This is a genomic window from Kitasatospora herbaricolor, assembly GCF_030813695.1.
GTDB lineage: Bacteria > Actinomycetota > Actinomycetes > Streptomycetales > Streptomycetaceae > Kitasatospora > Kitasatospora herbaricolor.
The window spans coordinates 1297147-1314005 of record NZ_JAUSVA010000002.1 but is presented as its reverse complement, the minus strand read 5'-3'; the positions used below and the strand labels follow the sequence as shown (position 1 = coordinate 1314005).

Genomic DNA, 16859 nt, shown 5'->3' with positions numbered 1-16859 from the left:
GGCCCATCCCGGGCCGCACGGCCGCGGCGGAGCGGGCAGCGTGGGATCCATGGGAACTCTTCTCGCGCGCCTCACCGACGCCGCCGGTCAGGGCAGCCTCGGTACCCGGGTCCTCAAGGCCCTCGACGCCCTGGGGGACGCCGACGAGCTCGACGTGGTCGCCGAACCCCTGCAGCGTGCCGTCCAGGGACTGCCGCTGGGAAGGCTTCGCGGGGTGCTGCACGGCCGGCCGCTGGGCCACCCGCTGCACCCGGCCCTCGTCCAGGTGCCGGTCGGGGCCTGGTTGTCCGCGGCCGTCCTCGACGTCGTGCCCGGTTCGGAGCGCGCCGCGCACATCCTGGTCGGGGTGGGAGTGGTCAGCGCCGCCCCGGCTGCCTGGACCGGGTGGGTCGACTGGGCCGAGCAGCACGAGCAGCAGATGCGCACCGGCCTGCTGCACGCTGCCTCGGTGGCGACCGCGGTGGCTCTCTACGGCGCCTCCTGGGCGGCCCGTTCGCGTGGCCGCCACCGGCTGGGCCGCGTCCTGGGCTTCGCCGGACTGACGGCGGTCGGCGGCGCGGCGGCGGTCGGCGGGCACCTCGCCCACCGGCAGTCCGCCGGCGCCAACAAGGCGGAGCCGGTGGCGCACCTGGTCGAGCCCGGCTGGCACACGCTCGGGCACGCCGGGGAGTTCACCGTGGGCGAGGCGGCGCGGCGGACGATCGGCGAGGTGCCGGTGCTGGTGGTGCGGGAGGCCGACGAGGTCTTCCACGTCCTGGCCGACCGCTGCAGCCACGCCTCCGGCCCTCTCTCGCAGGGCGAGGTCGCCGACGGCTGCGTGATCTGCCCCTGGCACGGCAGCGTCTTCCGGCTGTCCGACGGCTGGAACGTCGACGGTCCGGCCACCGCCCCGCAGCCGCGCTTCGCCACCCGCACGGACACGGACGGCAACCTCCAGGCGCGCCTGCCGGGCGCGGGCTGAACCTGCCGACCGTTCCTGCCGGTGCTGCTGCTCCTGTCGGTGATACTGCGAACCGGTGGCCTCCGGAACGGCCGGGTGTGCCGTCCCGGGGTTCGGGGAAGGCGTGCCCGGACCGTCTTTCCCCCCAACCTTTCGGGAGCACACCGTGGCAGACGACTTCGTGATCGACGTGAGCCGGATCCGGGACGAGGCCCGGCAGAAGATGGCCGACGGCGCCGTGACCAGCACCTACGGTCTCGACACCGGGAAGGTGATCGCCGTCCTCAACGACGTGGTCGCCACCGAGGTGGTCTGCTGGCTCCGCTACACGCGGCACGCCATCTCCGCCGTGGGCATCGACCGCGCCCAGGTGGTGGCGGAGTTCACCGAGCACGCGGCCGAGGAGATGCAGCACGCCCTGCGGGCGGCCGAGCGGATCGCCCAGCTCGGCGGCGAGCCCGACTTCGACCCCGCGACCCTCGCCCAGCGCGCCCACACCGACTACACCACGCCGGACGAGAAGGACCTCAAGGCCATGCTGGAGCACAACCTGCTGGCCGAACGCATCGTGATCTCCACCTACCAGGAGATCGCCCGCTGGCTGGGGGACCACGACCCGACCACCCGCCGCCTCATCGAATCCATCCTCGAGGAGGAGGAAGAGCACGCCGACGACCTCACCGACCTCCTCGCGGTCTGACCCCGGCAGGCGGCTGCCGGCCGATTGAGCCGGCCGGATTCCGGACAGACGCGCGGCAGCCGCTCGGCGCGGGCGGCCCGGCCCACGAGGGAGGTCGCCATGGTCAGGATCCTGTACAAGCCCCTCGGGCTGCTGTTCGGCGCCCTCGGCGGGATCGTCGCGGGCGCCGTTTTCAAGCGCCTGTGGGCCCTTCTCGGTCATGAGGACGAAGCGCCCCGGGCCACCGACCAGGACAGGACCTGGAAGGAGGTGCTGGCCGCCGCCGCCCTGCAAGGTGCGGTGTTCGCTCTGGTGAAGGCCGCGATCGACCGCGGCGGCGCGGTCGGCACCCGCCGCCTGACCGGCACCTGGCCCGACTGAGGCCGCACCTCGTCGGTGAACCGCCGACGGCCGCCGTCAGCGGCCCGGGAGGCAGTCATGGAGGAGTTCGACCGCGAGCTCGCCCACCGCAACGCCACCAACGTGATCAAGCTCGTGGCGCGTCCGGGAGGCGGAGGCAGCCGGCCGTCCGCGTCGCCGGTTCACGGCCGCGCGGTCGACCCGGTCGGCGCCCGCGTCGAGGATGTCCGTGCGCAGCGAGGTGGAGGAGCCGACTCCGCCTCGCTGGCGGCACAACGTCGACCCGCGCGAGGGCACCGACGGTGAGGAGGTGGGAAAGAGGAGTCTGCGGATCAGACGCCGGCCGGGCGAGGAACGTCCCGCCGCCGACCGGCACCACCGGACACGTGGACGGACGGTCCGTGAGTCGGGTCTCAGCCGCTGACGTCGAGTGCCGTCCCGTAAAGCCGGGACACCTTCAGACGGATGACCACCCGGCGCTCGGCGACCAGTTGCGTCAGGAACGCATCCTCGTCCTGCGGCCTCGCGGCCGCCGGCACCATGGCGAGCAGTTCCCGCCCGACCGTGTCCCCCGGCGTGGTGGTGACGGCGGAGACATCGGCCTCGCCCTCGGCCACCGCGAACGACCACACATCGTCACCTTGCACATGCACGGCCGCGCGTGGGTCGCGCCGGAGCTGTTTGACCTTGATGCGGTCGGCGGTGGTGGAGAACCGGACGATGCGTGCTGCGGCGTCCCAGCTGTAGAGCATGGTGGTGAGATGAGGATGGCCACTGCTCTTGTTGGTGGCGAGGATCGCGAACTGCTGGGTGCTCAGCAGTTCGGAGAGGGCATCGTCGGAGAGCGCGCGAGGTGCTGGGCCTTGAGTCATGACGTGCTGAACTCCCCTGCAGCCCTGTGCATTCCGGCTGCCGTCCGGTGCGCGGCCACCGGCCTGTGTGCTTCGGTACCCGTGCCTTCGGCCCGGTCGACGCCGAGGGCGCCTCCAGCCCGGTGCGGGTGCGCCGGCCGGCCGGCTCGGCTGCCTGTTCACGGACGGTGGAGCTGCTCGGGTGGGACGGTTCGTTGCCCGTACTGTCCGACCGCGACCTGTGCCAGGTTCCGTAGCAGGCGGCGGTTGCGCAGGTTCAGGACCAGTTCGCTCGGCGGTCCCTGGAGACGGGCGCCGGGGCCGGTCAGGGGGTGCTCGTCGAGCAGTACCAGGGTGTTGTCGCCCCAGGGGATGAGGGTGAACGCGATGCGCGCGGCGCCGAACGGGCTGGCCTCGGCCTCGAGTTCCAGCCGAGTACCGGGTTCGCAGATCCGCACGGTGCAGCTGTCACGGAAGGTGAGCGGGCCCAGTCCCACGGCGTAGCGCAACTCGGCGCCGACAGCCGGCCACGCCGGATCGACGTGTTCGATGTCCCGGGTGGCGACGACCCACTCGGCATAGCTGTGCCCGTCCGCGAGGACGGCCCAGACCCGCTCCGGCGGGCATTCGATGAACTGTTGACGCCGTGCCATGCGACTCCTCCTCGGTGCTGCCCGCCGGGCGACCCACGGGGCGGGCGTGATGCGGTGACGGATCAGTGGTGACCTCGCGGTCCGGCGAGCAGCCGTTGGGCGGCGGCGAGGCCGGGGGAGAGGATCCGGCCGGCCGGCAGTCGGTGCGAGCGGATGGCGGCCCGGGCCGCGTTGGCACCGCAAGCGCCGTGGACGCCGCCACCGGGGTGTGCGGAGGACGAGGCGAGGTAGAGCCGGGAGACGGGTGTCTCGGGGCGCCCGGTGCCCGGCACCGGGCGGAAGACGAACTGCTGGTGCAGGGCGGTGGTACCGCCGTTGATCGCGCCCCCGACCAGGCTGGCGTTCATCGACTGCAGGACCGGAGGGGTGAGGACGCGCCGGGCGGTGATCCTGTCCCGGAAGCCCGGCGCGAAGCGCTCCACCTGCTGCTCCACGCGCTCCGCCATCGCGTGGGCCTCGCGCTCGTCCCAGCGCCCGGTGATCGCGTCGGGGCCCAGGTCGTCCTTGATCGTCTGCGGGACGTGGGTGTACGCCCAGGCCGACTCGGTGCCGGGCGGGGAGCGGGTGGGGTCGGCGGTGGTCATCTGCCCGAGCATGGCGAACGGCAGGCGCGGAAGCCGACCGGTGGACAACTGGAGGGCGTAGTCGCTCAGTTCGTCCATGTCGGCGCCCAGATGGACGGTGCCGGCCGCGCGGGCCCCGTCCGCCGTCCAAGGGACGGGGCCGTCCAGCGCCCAGTCGACCTTGACGGTGGAGAAGTCCCACTGGAAGTGCCGAAGGTCGGCGCGCAGACGGGGCGGGAGGTGCTCCCAGCCGACCAGCCCCCCGTACAGCGCGGGGGCCGGGACGTCGGCGAGGACGGCACGGTGTGCCCGGAGTGCGGTGCCGTCGGCGGTGCGCACGCCCAGGGCGCGCCCCTCGCGCACGACCACCTCGACGACCGGGGAGTCGCAGGAGACCCGCCCGCCGAGGGATTCGAGCCGGCGGACCAACGCCCGGGTCAGTGCCGAGGCGCCACCGACGGGGACCGGCCAGCCGACCTGCTGGCCGAGCATCGCCATCAACCAGCCGAAGGCCGCGCTTCCCACCGCTTCGGGCATCAGGTCCGCGTGCAGGGCGCAGCCCGCGAGGAGCAGCCCCGCACCGGGTTCGGCGAACTCCTCCTGCGCCAGGCGGCGCACCGGCAGGGTGAGAAAGCGTAACGCCCGCAGGCCGCCCGCCCCCGGAAGGCGTGCCGCCATCCCCGCACCGGCCCTGACCGGCGGGAACGGGGTGAAGAGCGTTCGGAGCAGATGGGGATCCAGTCGCTCCCAGAGCTCGGAGAGATGCTGCCACGCCGTGGCGTCCGCCGCGCCGAACCCCTGCTCCATCGCGGCGCACGTTCCGGCGGCGCTCCTGTGCAGGGTCGCGCATCGTCCGTCCGGCATCGGGTGGGCGGCGACGACAGGCGCGTTGCTCCAGCGCAGGCCGTGCTCCTCAAGGGCGAGCGCCCCGACGGCCGGAGAGGCGACGGCGAGCGGGTAGAAGGAGCTGAAGACGTCGTGGACGTAGGCGGGGTCGAGGCCTCGGTCGCTGCGCACGGCGCCACCGGGCTCCGGCTGGGCCTCCAGGACCTCGACCTGCCAGCCCGCGTCGGCCAGGATGTTGGCGGCCACCAGCCCGTTGGGGCCCGCGCCGATGACGATGGCATCAGGCATGAGACTCCTCGAACGGTTCGTCCCCGGGACAGAACGCTACTCGCGGGGGTGCCCCTGCGCCGCTCGGGCGTTCCCGGGCTGACGGGCGCACGGCCGCCCGACCGCCCGCGGGACGGGCGGGGGGTGCGCTCACGGGTTGCGGGGGTGCGCCAGCTCGGTGGGCGGGCCGAGCCCGAAGAAGTGGGAAAGTGCGGGCGGTGCACTCTCGGGCTCACGTGGCCGGGCCTCGTAGCAGGTCCAGCTGCAGAACCCGACCGGGTTCCAGTCGGTCAGCCGTCTGCACTCGCCGCACGTCATGACTTCCGTTGCCTCGTGCTGGGTCTGAACCATTGCGGTCACCTGCTCCACGCGCGCGGCCTGCCCGCGCCTGCCACGGCCCCGGGTAGTGCGTATACCCCGTAATGATGCCGGCCACACGTCTCCGAGCGCGGGTCCTGCCGCGTCCAGGGGCGCAGGCCGGTCCGTGGCGGCCGACAGGGGAGCGCGGGCCGCGACGGGGGCCCCGCTCGGCACCCGTCACGAAGCGGCCCTACCCGCTCGCAGCCGCCTCGCCTCGACGAGATCCGGCCCCGGCCGCAGGCGCGGATGATCGTCCTCCAGGCCGGGTTCGCCCCTCGGCAGCGCGTCGAGGACACCGTGGCGCATGAGCTGTTCGTGGACGGCGTCGGCCTTGACGTGCTCCGATGCCCAGAACCTCGCCCCCTCCCGGAGGTGCTCGCGGGCCAGGCCCGACACCAGCGGATCGGTGTCGCCCTGCGCGCGGTGGACAGCAGGAGGTTTCAACAGCCCTGTACCGCGCGTTCGCCCCTGTCTGCACCGCTGATCTTTGCACCGCCGACACGCTGCCGCCCGGCACGGGAACGGGGTCGGCCTCCCGAGCGCACCTGCCCGGTACGACCGCGGTCCTGATCCCCGGTCGTCAGGGTGCTTGGGTGTCGGCGGCGGGCGGCTCCGGTTCAGCGTCCTCAGCCTTGGCCCGGACGTCCTTCGGCGTGGGCGCCACGACGTTCCGTTCCTCCGCCGATCGCTCCCGCCGCGTCGCGTCCTCGGGACCTGCCTTGTCGTCCTTCTCCGGGGTGCTCATGTGCATCACCTGTTCGTCGAGGAACCGGGCCGTTCGGTCCAGTGCCTTCGGTGCCGCCACTGCGGGGAATCGCAGGCGCACGATCGTCACCTACCCCGAACCCGGGCCCCGACACGACAGGGGCCGACGCCGACCACCACGGCGCCTCCGCCGCTGCTGGTGGGTCAGGGCGGTCTGATCGCGGAGGGCTCGATGACCGATGTCGGTCCCGTCGGGGGCGACACCGTCGGCCTGCCGCTGGACGCCCCGCTGCCGACGACCGCCCGGCGGCTGCACCGCGAGGCGCCCTGGGACGAGACCTGACCGGCGCAGACCGGGCGCGGGCTGCCGGGCGCACCATCCGTCAGCCTCCGATCGCCCGCAGAATCGGCTGACCGAGTGCGCCGAGCCAGCCGGCGAGCGCGCCGAGCGGCCCGATCAGCGCGGTGCCGGCCGTGACCAGTGCGCCTGCCGAGGAAAGCAACCGGGTGATCCGGCCGAGCCGGCCCGCCACCGCCTCCCGGTCCGGCTCCGGCCCGGCGACCTCCGCCTCCAGCGAGTCCAGCTCGGCCCGCACCTCGGGCTCGATCGCCGGTGGCAGCGCCGTTCGCTCGATCGACTCCCGCAGTCGGCGGACCAGGCCGCGCACGTCCTGCCCGCCGGTCGTGAACACGGCCGACTGGCCACCGTGGACACTCTGGTTCCCGGCGACGTTGTTGACCACGCCGCCCTGCTGGCTGCCGATGTTGAAAACCATGGCTTCCAATCTCCTCACCGCTGCCGCCTGGACGCCTGCCGCTCGGCCTCCTCGAAGCGACGGCGCCGGGACGTCGTCACGATGTGCAGCACGATCCCGATGACCATGAGGACGGTCCCGATCGCCGCCGTCGCGAACCCGACCGCCCCGACCGGCACCCCGGCCACCTTCGGTCCGAGCAGCTCCGGAGAGGAGTCGAAGTTCGAACTCCCCGACGAGAGATCGTCGTTGGTCCGGGTTATGAATCGAATGATCGCCCAGCCGTAGACCCCGCCCCCTACCAGGAAGAGCAGGAAGCCGACCACGATCAGATGCCTGGCCCGGGTGCGGGTCGCGGCGATCTCCTTGAGGAAACTCTCACGCTGCGCCTGCTGGACGTAGTTGAACTGGTCCCCGGCGACGTTGCTCAGCCAATCGGCCCGCTGCCCCCCGACGTCGAACCGCCGCTCGCCGTCGGGCGGCGAAAGGGGGACTTCGCGCGGTGGCGGGCCGGGTGGTGGTGGGCCGGGTGGTGGTGGGCCGGGTGGTGGTGGGCCGGGTGGCGGCGGCGCTGCGGCGGCAGCGCCGTGCGGCGTGGGCCCGGGCCCGGGGCCCGGCGTGGTGTCCGAGGCATCGCCCGGGGCACGGCCGGCTCCGAGCCCCGGGGCCTGGACGGTCCGGTCGTCGGGGGGTGGCTCTTCGTAGTGCACCTCGAACGGTCCAAAATCCAGAACGTCGCCCGAGTGCAGCACCTGCTGCCCCAGCACCGTGTGACCGTTCAACATGGTGCCGTTGGTGGAGGCGAGATCCTCCACCGTGGTCCGGCCCGAGGCCCGCCACACCACCGCGTGCCGTCGGCTGACGCCCGGATCGCCCACCTGGATCTGGCAGTCGCCGTCCCGCCCGACGAGCATCGGCTGGTCGTCGAGGACGAACACCCGGCCGCGCAGCCGGTCCGGGCGGTTGACCACGAAGTGCGGTGCGGCGCGCTCTCGCAGAGGTGGTTCCATGGTGCGACCTCCTGCCGGCGAAGCATCCCGGCGGTTGTGGCGCGGCTCGGTGTCGATCCGTGGCGGCGGGTCGCCGAACCGTTCGGGTACACGTCGTCCGCGGCGGGAGGTTGCAGCCGGCCGGCTCGGGTCGGAGGCAGAAGAGAGATCGTCCCTGACGATCTTGCTCTGGTTGCCCTGCCGTCCTCCTGCCAGTTTCTTACCGGTCTCCCGCTCTGCAAAGAGGCAGGACAACCCCGGGACCCCGTAGGCAGAAATACCCCGAGGCGGGGTCGCTCCGGGGGAGCGCCCCGTGCCGGGCGAGCAGAGCCGGACGCCCGTCAGCAGCGCGCCGGACGGCGTCTCCCCGGAGCGCAGGCCCGCACCGCGCCGGCCGTAGCGCGGTGGCGCCGGCGGCGAGGTGCAGGCCGCCGCGAGGGCCGCCGCCGAGGTCGGTCGCGTCGGCGGCGTTCGCACCGGCGCCGGTGTCCTCGACGGTCCGGCCGGGCGCGTCACCCATGCGCCGTGGGGGTTGACCCGTGAGGTGGTCTGCGTCCGGTCGCCGGAGGCGCCGGACTCGCCGAGGGCGGCGTCGATCCGGCCCGTCGGGTCGAGCTGCCAGGTGGTGCGGTCGGCGGCTTCCGGGGAGGGCCCCTGTGCACCGACTTCTCGCCTCGTGTCGAGCGGTGGCCCTGGAGGCGCCGGGGCCGGGCGGCTGCCCGGCGGACAGGCCCTGCACGTCATGCGTTGAAGCCGGGCCGAATGGATCAAACAGAAAGCAACATGCGTCTTGCAAGGAGCTGGACGGGCTGGGCATGGTTCGCATTCGTCCGGCGAAGTCGCTGGTAGCCCATGGCGCGAAGGCCTCGTAACGGGCCGGTCTCGAACTGCGCGGGGGTTGCCGGGGCTCTTGACGGGCACGTGAACGGCGCGTTTCCTAGTGCTAGAACGTTGGAACCAGTTGAGTTTTGAGTTCTTATATGAGGCCTTTTGTTTCTTTGGCTGGTCCGGCGTCGACATCGCCCCAGGGAGCCTCCATGCACCGATCACGAAGCCGGCCCACCGCCGCGCCGGCTCTTGAGCCGGCCGTCGTCCTCCCCACCCGTCGCACCGGAGAGGACCCGGGAATGTCCGGCTCGGACCCGGCGGCCAAGGCCGGAGGGAGGATCCCGAGCAGCTCCCTGACCAGGCACGGCGACCAGGAGCACTTCGTCGGCGAGGCCGCAGGCGCCAAGGCCAAGGCCAAGGCCAAGGCCAAGGTCAAGGCCAAGGCCAAGGCCAAGGTCAAGGCCAAGGCCAAGGCCAAGGCCAAGGCCAAGGCCAAGGCCAAGGCCAAGGCCAAGGCCAAAACCAAGGCCAAGGCCGACGAGCCGGGGATCGACCTCAACGCCGTGAACCTCGGCATCGACGCGGACCGGACGGTCAGCGAGGTCCGGTCCGCGATCGCCCGCCGGGCCGACGGCCTGGACGTCGCGGTACCCGACCGGGCCGCGGGGGAGTCCACGAAGGCGTGCCGGGACCAGGAGACCGCCGGATCCTGTCCGCGTGGAAGCCCGATGTGACGGTCTGTACGGACCGGGTGAACGCCGCACAGGACGCCTTCCTCCACGCCGCCGGAGCATCCGTCCGGAAGATCGACGAGGCCACCGGCGACACCCGGACGGGGCTCAGGACAAGGGCGCCGCGGCGGTCACCGCGAACCCGCACGTCAGGCAGTGGATCGTCATCGGCCGCGCCCACAGGGACTGGAGCGGCACCAAGCGGCCGGCACCACGCGACCTCCCCCGAGCCCACGAGTGCGCAGTCCTACCTCGTCCCTGCCCCGCGTGCGGGGCAGCGCCGCCCCCCACCGCGCTGCACACAGGAGCCCGGTGGGGACGACCGGGCCCGCCACGGACACCGCGACACCGTGCAAGGGCACCCGGCCGGTGTCCCCCGGCCACAGGCCCGACGGGGCGGCACAGCCGACCTGGACCGCGCCACCCTGCCGCCTCCGCCCACCCCTGAAAGGCCGCGCCTCCCCGGCGCTCCGGCCCGCACCACCGACTTCCGGCAGCGACACCGCCGGGACCCCCACCCACAGCACCACAGGAGAAGCGATGCGCAGAACCGGTCACAGGGCGATCCCCGCCCTGCTGGTCAGTGCGGCCCTGGCACTCGGCGGACTCGCCGGCACCATGCCCGCCCAGGCCGCGCCGGCCGCCGCCCCCGCGGCGACCCCCACTCCCCACACCGTCACCTGGGACGACTACTCCCTGAAGATCGACGACAAGCCCACCTACATCTTCGGCGGGGAGTTCCACTACTTCCGTCAGCCCAGTCCCGACCTGTGGCGCGACACCCTGCAGAAGATGAAGGCCGGCGGCTTCAACACCGTCTCCCTCTACTTCGACTGGGCCTACCACTCGCCGAAGAAGGGCGTCTACGACTTCACCGGGGTCCGCGACGTCGACAAGCTCCTCGACATCGCCAACGAGGTCGGCATCTACGTCATCGCCCGACCCGGCCCCTACATCCAGGCCGAGGTCGACGGCGGCGGCTACCCGGCCTGGCTCAACGTGACACCCGGCCACGAGAAGTCCCTCGACCCGGACCACGTCGCCAGCATCGACGAGTGGCTCGACCACATCAACCCGATCATCGCCCGCCACCAGCTCACCACCGGCCAGGGCACGGTCATCGCCTACCAGCTCGAGAACGAGTTCGCCAAAACCGCGCCCGCCGACATCGACTACGTGGCGCACCTCAAGCAGAAGGCCCGCGACGCCGGCCTCGACGTGCCCCTCACCGGCAACCACTGGGACCACTACAACTTCACCAACAGCCCGGTCGACATCGACGGCTTCGACGACTACCCGCTCCTGTTCACCTGCGCCGACCCCACCTGGAAGCCGGTGTCGGACTACTCCAGCAAGAAGCCCGCCGGAAAGCCGCTCTTCCTCCCGGAGTTCCAGGGCGGCTCCATCAACTACTGGGGCGGCTCGGACGGCGACAAGTGCCGCGAGAAGATGGGCGCCGACTTCGCCTCGGTGTTCTACAAGAACAACATCGCCTCCGGCGTGACCATGCAGAGCCTCTACATGCTGTACGGCGGCACCAACTGGGGCCGGCAGGCCGTGAGCGGCACCTACACCTCGTACGACTACGGCGGAGCCATCACCGAGGCCCGGCAGCTCACCGACAAGTTGCAGCAGGACAAGCTGATCGGCTACTTCCTGCAGAGCGTCACCCCCATCACCAGGACCGACAAGGTGACGGCCCCCGCGCTCACCAACCCGACCGCGATCACCGACACCGCCCGCCGCAACCCCGGCACCGGCACCCAGTTCCACACCCTGCGCCACAAGGACTCCACGTCCACGAGCACCGACTCCACGGGCATGGCGCTGACCGTGGGCGGCAACCACTCCGGTTACACGTTCGACGACACCGCCGGCCAGGTCCAGTACACCGGCACCTGGACGCACGCCGACCAGAGCGCCAGCTACACCGCCGGCGAGTACCAGCGCACCGAGTCCTGGTCCAACAAGACCAACGACAGCCTCACCGTGCCGTTCAACGGCACCGGTGTCCGCTGGATCGGCTCCAAGGCCGCCAACCACGGTCTCGCCGACGTCTACGTCGACGGTGTGAAGGTCGACACCGTCGACAGCTACGGCGCCGGCGCCGAGGTCAAGGACCAGGTGATCTTCAGCAAGGACGGCCTGGCAGCAGGCAACCACACCCTGAAGATCGTCGTCACCGGGCAGAAGAACCCCGCCTCCCTCGCCACCTTCGTCTCCGTCGACGCGATCGACGCCGTCGACGCGACGAAGACCCGCGCCTACCCGGCCGTTCCGCAGAAGGCCGGCACCGCGATCACCTTCGCCGGCCGCGACTCCAAGATCCTCGTCGCCGACTACAGGCTCGGCGCCACCCAGCTGCAGTACTCCACCTCCGAGATCATGACGCACGCCCAGATCGGCGACCGCGACGTCGCCGTCCTCTACGGCCGCAGCGGCCAGGCGGGCGAAACCGTCCTCAACTACGCCCAGCAGCCGACCGTTCAGGTCCTGGCCGGCACCGTCGACCAGACCTGGGACCCCGCCACCGGCGATCTGCGCCTCAACTACACCCACAACGGCCTCGCCCGCGTCCTGATCAGCGGCCCCGGCGCCACCCGCCCGCTCCTGCTGCTGCTCGGCGACGACCAGAACGCCAAGAAGTTCTGGCGCACCGACACCGCGAACGGCCCCGTCCTCGTCCACGGCGGCGACCTGCTGCGCACCGCGACCGCCGCCTCCGGCCGCCTCGACCTGACCGGCGACAGCTCCTCGCAGCAGAGCGTGGAGGTGTTCGCGAAGGGCACCGACCCGATCACCTGGAACGGCGCGGCCCTGGCCACCCAGAGCGGTGTCGGCGGATCCGCCGCGGCCGTTCTCGCCGGGCCCTCCCCGGTCGTGCTGCCCGCCCTCACGGACTGGAAGCACGCCGCGGAGTCCCCCGAGGCGCAGCCCGGGTTCGACGACTCCTCGTGGAAGTTCGCGGACAGGACCAGCTCGAACAGCATCACCGTGCCGGGCACCCTGCCGGTGCTGTTCGCGGACGACTACGGCTACCACTACGGCGACGTGTGGTACCGCGGCCACTTCAACGGTGCGAGCGGCGCAACGGGTGTCAACCTGTCGTCGATGACCGGGGGCCCCGGCATCCTCTCGGTGTGGGTGAACGGCACCTTCGCCGGCACCTACAGCGGCGGGAGCTCCAGCAACGTCACGTTCCCGGCGGGTGTGTTCAAGCCCGGCGTGGACAACGAGGTGTCGGTCCTGGTCGAGAACCTGGGCCACAGCCAGAACCCGGGCACCGACGACTCGAACAAGGCGGCCCGCGGTCTGACCGGCGCGTTCCTCACCGGCGCTCCGCTGTCGGCGATCACCTGGCGGATCCAGGGCGCCCTCGGCGGTGAGGACCTGGTCGACACCGCGCGCGGTCCGATGAACACCGGCGGCCTGTACGGCGAGCGGTCCGGCTGGACCCTGCCCGACTTCCCCGACAGCTCCTGGACCGGCACCACCCTGACCACCCGCGACAACACCCCCGGCGTCTCGTGGTACCGCACCAAGGCCACGCTCAACGTGCCCGCCGGGCAGGACACCTCGATCGGCCTGAAGATCGCCGACGACCCGAACCGCAAGTACCGGGCCCTGATCTACGTCAACGGCTGGCTGCTCGGCACCTACATCAACAACGTCGGCCCGCAGCACGTCTTCCCGCTCCCCAACGGCATCCTCAACCCCCGCGGCGACAACAGCATCGCCGTCGCCCTGTGGAACGAGGGCGCCACCAACGGCGGCCTGGGCACCGTGACCCTGGAGAACCTCGGCACCACCGCCTCCCCGCTCAACCCCGCGCCGGTCACCGGACCCGGCTACGCTCCCGCCACCTACACCACCCCGGCCCACAACGCCGCGCTCACCCTGAACGCGCCCGACAACGTCACCACGGCCGGAACCTACCCCCTCTCCGCGGCCTTCGCCGTCCCCAACGGACAGCCCGACGCCTCGAACGTCGGCCTCGCCCTCAACCTGCCCACCGGCTGGAGCGCGCAGCCCACCGGCCCCACCACCGCGGCCACCGTCACGGCCGGCTCCTCCTTCACCGCCACCTGGAACGTCACCGCCCCCACCGGCACCCTCACCGCCATCACCCCCCTCACCACCACCGCCGCCTACACCCAGCAGAACACCGCCCAGCAGCTCACCGACACCCGCACCGTCCGCTCCGTGACCGCACCCACCAGCACCACGGACGTCGGCAAGCTGCCGTTCCTGGCATCCGTCAACGGCTGGAACGGGGCGGTCAAGATCGACAAGAGCAACGACAACAACTCCATCAAGATCGCCGGCGCGACCTACACCCTGGGCATCGGCACCAACGCCAGGAGCAGCTTCGCCGTCTACGTCGGCGGTCACTGCAACCGCTTCACCGCCACCGTCGGCGTCGACGACGAGGTCGGCAACAACGGCTCGGTGACCTACAGCGTCCGCGCCGACGGCACCACCCTGACCACCACCCCGGTCCTGCGCGGCAGCGACACCGCCGCCACCACCATCGACATCGCCGTCCCCGCCGGGACCACCGTTCTCGAACTCGCCGCAGGAGACGGCGGGGACGGCAACGGCAACGACCACGCCGACTGGGCGAACCCCAAGGTGTACTGCTCCTGACACCTGAACAGCACGACCGCCGGCCGGGAGGCGACCGCCCTCCCGGCCGGCGGCCGTGCGCCCCCGCGCCATCCCCCGAACACGAGGTCGGACCGCACCCGCACTCCCGACGGCCAGCAGGATCTCAGAACCCGCGCCGGCGAACGTGTCCCCTCCGCAAGGCACGTACCGGCCCGACCGGAGCAGCGGCCCCGCTCCTTCGCCGCGCGCCACCCGACGGACGTACGTCCCGGGCGCCGGGCCCGTCGACGGTGGCCGGGCCGAACCGTCGAACTCGGCGACCGGCCTACGGCACAGCATCGCGACGGGCCGGGTCCTTCGGTGTTCTTCGTGGCGCGTCCGGGGCGGGTGCCGCTCAACCGGTCAGGTCACCGGGGCGGATGCGGTAGACCTGCAGACTGAGGCCGTAGTACTTGGTGGTCTCGCCGACCCACTCCATGCCGAGGCGCCTCGCCATGGCGATGGCGCGGACGTTGTTCGGCCGCGCCACCGCGAAGAGTTCCTCGGCGTCCTGGGTGAAGGCCCAGGCGATGAGCGCGCGGCCGCCCTCGGTGGCATAACCCTGCCCCCAGGCCTCGGGGGCCACCTGCCAGCTCATCTCCAGGTCGTCCTCGTACGGTGGCAACAGCCGGATGCCGAGGCCACCCACCACCGCGCCGTCCTCCCGGCGCTGCACGGCCCACCGGCCCCGAGGCGCCGGCAGATTCGGCTGCGCCTCCTGCCAGGCCTGCAACACCGAGCGCATCGCCGCCACGTCACCGACGCGTTCCATCGCCGGAGTGAGCCAACGCGCGACATCCGGCGAACCGTAGATCGCCAGGGCATCCTCGGCATCGTCGACGGACCAGTCCCGAATGACGAGCCGGTCGGTGACCAACGCGACGTCCATCGCCCGGACCTCCTCAGTCTTCCTGTTGCCCATGATGCTCCCGCCTCCCCGCGGCCGCACGGCTGGATCGTGGAGGGGAGCAACCCGGCGGCGATCGGTTCACCCGGCGGGCCGGCCGGCGGCTACCGGCACCGGCCCTGACCGGTCCGCCGGTCGTCGACCAGCCAGGCCAAGCGGGTCGACGCCGTGGTCAGGGCTTCCCTGGGCCGGCGGGAGCGCCCTCGATCCCGGACGGTGCAAGGCGATGACGCGGGCCCCGTCCCGCCCGTACCGTGCTGTGGGTGCCGTTCGTACCGCAGGCGCGGACGTGCCCACGGCGGCGGGGGAGGGGTGGGACGGTGGCGGATCACGTGTTCAGCCGGGGAAAGGGCCAGGGGCGGGCACGGCTGGAGTTCCCGAAGCCCGAGCGCGCGGTGCTGCTCGCCGTCCGCAAGCAGCGCGGGGCGCTGATGGACCTCTTCACCGTGCGCCCCACCGGCCGCCGCGGCCACTTCGTCCGACGGTTCGACGCCGAGGACTCCGAGGCGCTGGTGCTGCTCCCCCGGGACCGACAGGGGCGGCACCAGAGGTTGTGGGTGGAGACCGAGGGCCACTGGTCGCTGCGGGTACGCGAGGTTCCCACCGCGCGGACCTTCACCCGCGAGGTCGAGGGAGCGGGCCCGGAGGTGCTGGACTACCGGGGACCGGCCGGGTGGGCGACGATCACCCACCGCGCCACCCGCGAGCGGTTCGTCCTGGCGGCCCACCCCGACGGCCCTGACCGGGCCCGGGTCGACCTGAAGTCGGTGCCGCACGGGCTGGAGAGCTCCGGCCCCGCGGCCGGAACGGACACCGGGGCGCGGTCGACCTGGCGCTTCGTCGTCCCGCTGGACGGGCCGACGCTGCTCGCGGTGGAGCAGGGGCAGGACTGGTCGATCAGCGTCACGCCCGTCGACGCGCCGGATCCGCACTCGCCCGTGCGGCGCTGGGCCGGCACCGCGACGACGCTGTTCGAACGGCCACGCGCGGACGGCCCCGTCCTGCTCGACTTCCATTACGAGGGGCGGGGACGCCAGCTGGCCCCCAGCCTGGAGGTGCTGGACGACGACGGGCTGCGGCGCGAGTACCTGCCCGGCCTCGGCTACAGCCCCGACCACCGCTTCCTCCTCGGGGCCGACGAGCGGACGGCGGGCCTGCGCAGTCTGCGGATCCGGGTCGACGGGCCGGACCGGGAGTGGGAGCTGCGGCTCACCGAGGTCGAGCACGCCCGGTCGCTGCGGTCTGCGGCCGCGGGCAACGGCGCCGAGGTGCTGCGCTACGAGGGCCCGCCCGCCGTGCTGTCCGTCGCGCACGTCGGGGAGTCCAACGTCGCCGAGGTGACGGGCTGGGGCCCGGGCCGCTACGACTGGCGGCTGAAGACGGGCACGCGCGGCCGCAGTTGTCACGGTGCCCTGATCGGCGCCGGCACGGCGCCCGAGCTGATCCGCGTCCTCGCCTGGGGGCAGTGGCGGCTGCAGGTCACCCCGCTCGACTCCGTGCGCTCCTTCGCCCCTCGGCGGGAGAGCACGGGCAGCACCCTGGTGCGCTGGAGCGGGCCCGCGGCCGCCCTGCGGCTGACCCATCTCGCCGGACACCCGCTGCCCATCACCGTCGACGTGCTCTCCGAGGAGCTGCGCAGCGTCGGCCGGCTGACGGCCGAGCCGCCGGCCACCCCGGCCGACGCCCTCCCGGTGCGGCCGGGCGCCCTGCTGGCGGTGTCCGACCCTTACAACGCCGGTTGGGTGCTGGAGGGCCGGTGAGGGACGTGCGGCCCGGGC

The 16859-nt window shown here is 72.5% G+C and carries 15 protein-coding genes; 6 read left to right on the top strand and 9 right to left on the bottom strand.

What is annotated here, in order from left to right; translation table 11 throughout:
- Positions 1-49: 49 nt before the first annotated feature.
- The 3 genes from J2S46_RS06160 to J2S46_RS06150 all read left to right on the top strand — a co-directional run bounded on the left by J2S46_RS06160 (position 50) and on the right by J2S46_RS06150 (position 2000).
- Positions 50-961, top strand: coding sequence for a Rieske (2Fe-2S) protein (locus J2S46_RS06160; RefSeq protein WP_191294277.1), 912 nt, complete (start codon positions 50-52; stop codon positions 959-961).
- A gap of 145 nt (positions 962-1106) precedes the next feature.
- A complete protein-coding gene (locus J2S46_RS06155) occupies positions 1107-1640 on the top strand; it encodes a ferritin-like domain-containing protein (protein WP_073928171.1) in 534 nt (177 codons plus the stop codon).
- Between the two features lie 99 nt (positions 1641-1739).
- Positions 1740-2000, top strand: coding sequence for a DUF4235 domain-containing protein (locus J2S46_RS06150; RefSeq protein WP_191294278.1), 261 nt, complete (start codon positions 1740-1742; stop codon positions 1998-2000).
- Between the two features lie 392 nt (positions 2001-2392).
- On the opposite strand, the gene J2S46_RS06145 is transcribed toward J2S46_RS06150, so the two are convergent.
- The 8 genes from J2S46_RS06145 to J2S46_RS06110 all read right to left on the bottom strand — a co-directional run bounded on the left by J2S46_RS06145 (position 2393) and on the right by J2S46_RS06110 (position 7989).
- A complete protein-coding gene (locus J2S46_RS06145) occupies positions 2393-2851 on the bottom strand; it encodes a TIGR03618 family F420-dependent PPOX class oxidoreductase (protein ID WP_191294280.1) in 459 nt (152 codons plus the stop codon).
- 158 nt (positions 2852-3009) lie between these two features.
- Complete coding sequence (locus tag J2S46_RS06140) at positions 3010-3483, bottom strand: SRPBCC family protein (protein ID WP_191294281.1); 474 nt, start codon at positions 3481-3483, stop codon at positions 3010-3012.
- A 62-nt stretch (positions 3484-3545) separates the two neighbouring features.
- Positions 3546-5180, bottom strand: a complete 1635-nt coding sequence (locus J2S46_RS06135) for a phytoene desaturase family protein (RefSeq protein WP_191294282.1) — start codon at positions 5178-5180, stop codon at positions 3546-3548.
- 129 nt (positions 5181-5309) lie between these two features.
- Positions 5310-5510: a hypothetical protein gene (locus J2S46_RS06130; protein WP_191294283.1), complete on the bottom strand. Its 201-nt coding sequence runs from the start codon at positions 5508-5510 to the stop codon at positions 5310-5312.
- A gap of 186 nt (positions 5511-5696) precedes the next feature.
- Positions 5697-5963 (bottom strand): heme oxygenase-like domain-containing protein, encoded by a 267-nt coding sequence (locus tag J2S46_RS06125; RefSeq protein ID WP_191294284.1) that lies wholly within the window; start codon positions 5961-5963, stop codon positions 5697-5699.
- Positions 5964-6099: 136 nt separating this feature from the next.
- Positions 6100-6354: a hypothetical protein gene (locus tag J2S46_RS06120; protein WP_307348977.1), complete on the bottom strand. Its 255-nt coding sequence runs from the start codon at positions 6352-6354 to the stop codon at positions 6100-6102.
- Positions 6355-6607: 253 nt separating this feature from the next.
- Positions 6608-7000 carry a hypothetical protein gene (locus tag J2S46_RS06115; protein ID WP_191294286.1) on the bottom strand — a complete coding sequence of 131 codons (393 nt, stop codon included), beginning with the start codon at positions 6998-7000 and terminating at the stop codon, positions 6608-6610.
- A 14-nt stretch (positions 7001-7014) separates the two neighbouring features.
- Positions 7015-7989, bottom strand: a complete 975-nt coding sequence (locus tag J2S46_RS06110; RefSeq protein WP_191294287.1) for an FHA domain-containing protein — start codon at positions 7987-7989, stop codon at positions 7015-7017.
- Between the two features lie 1106 nt (positions 7990-9095).
- Here J2S46_RS06110 and J2S46_RS06105 point away from each other — a divergent pair.
- Positions 9096-9530 (top strand): hypothetical protein, encoded by a 435-nt coding sequence (locus J2S46_RS06105; RefSeq protein WP_191294288.1) that lies wholly within the window; start codon positions 9096-9098, stop codon positions 9528-9530.
- 537 nt (positions 9531-10067) lie between these two features.
- Positions 10068-14174 carry a beta-galactosidase gene (locus tag J2S46_RS06100; protein ID WP_191294289.1) on the top strand — a complete coding sequence of 1369 codons (4107 nt, stop codon included), beginning with the start codon at positions 10068-10070 and terminating at the stop codon, positions 14172-14174.
- Positions 14175-14529: 355 nt separating this feature from the next.
- On the opposite strand, the gene J2S46_RS06095 is transcribed toward J2S46_RS06100, so the two are convergent.
- A complete protein-coding gene (locus J2S46_RS06095; protein WP_191294290.1) occupies positions 14530-15063 on the bottom strand; it encodes a GNAT family N-acetyltransferase in 534 nt (177 codons plus the stop codon).
- 350 nt (positions 15064-15413) lie between these two features.
- Here J2S46_RS06095 and J2S46_RS06090 point away from each other — a divergent pair, with 350 nt between their 5' ends.
- Complete coding sequence (locus tag J2S46_RS06090) at positions 15414-16841, top strand: hypothetical protein (RefSeq protein WP_191294291.1); 1428 nt, start codon at positions 15414-15416, stop codon at positions 16839-16841.
- Positions 16842-16859 lie beyond the last annotated feature (18 nt).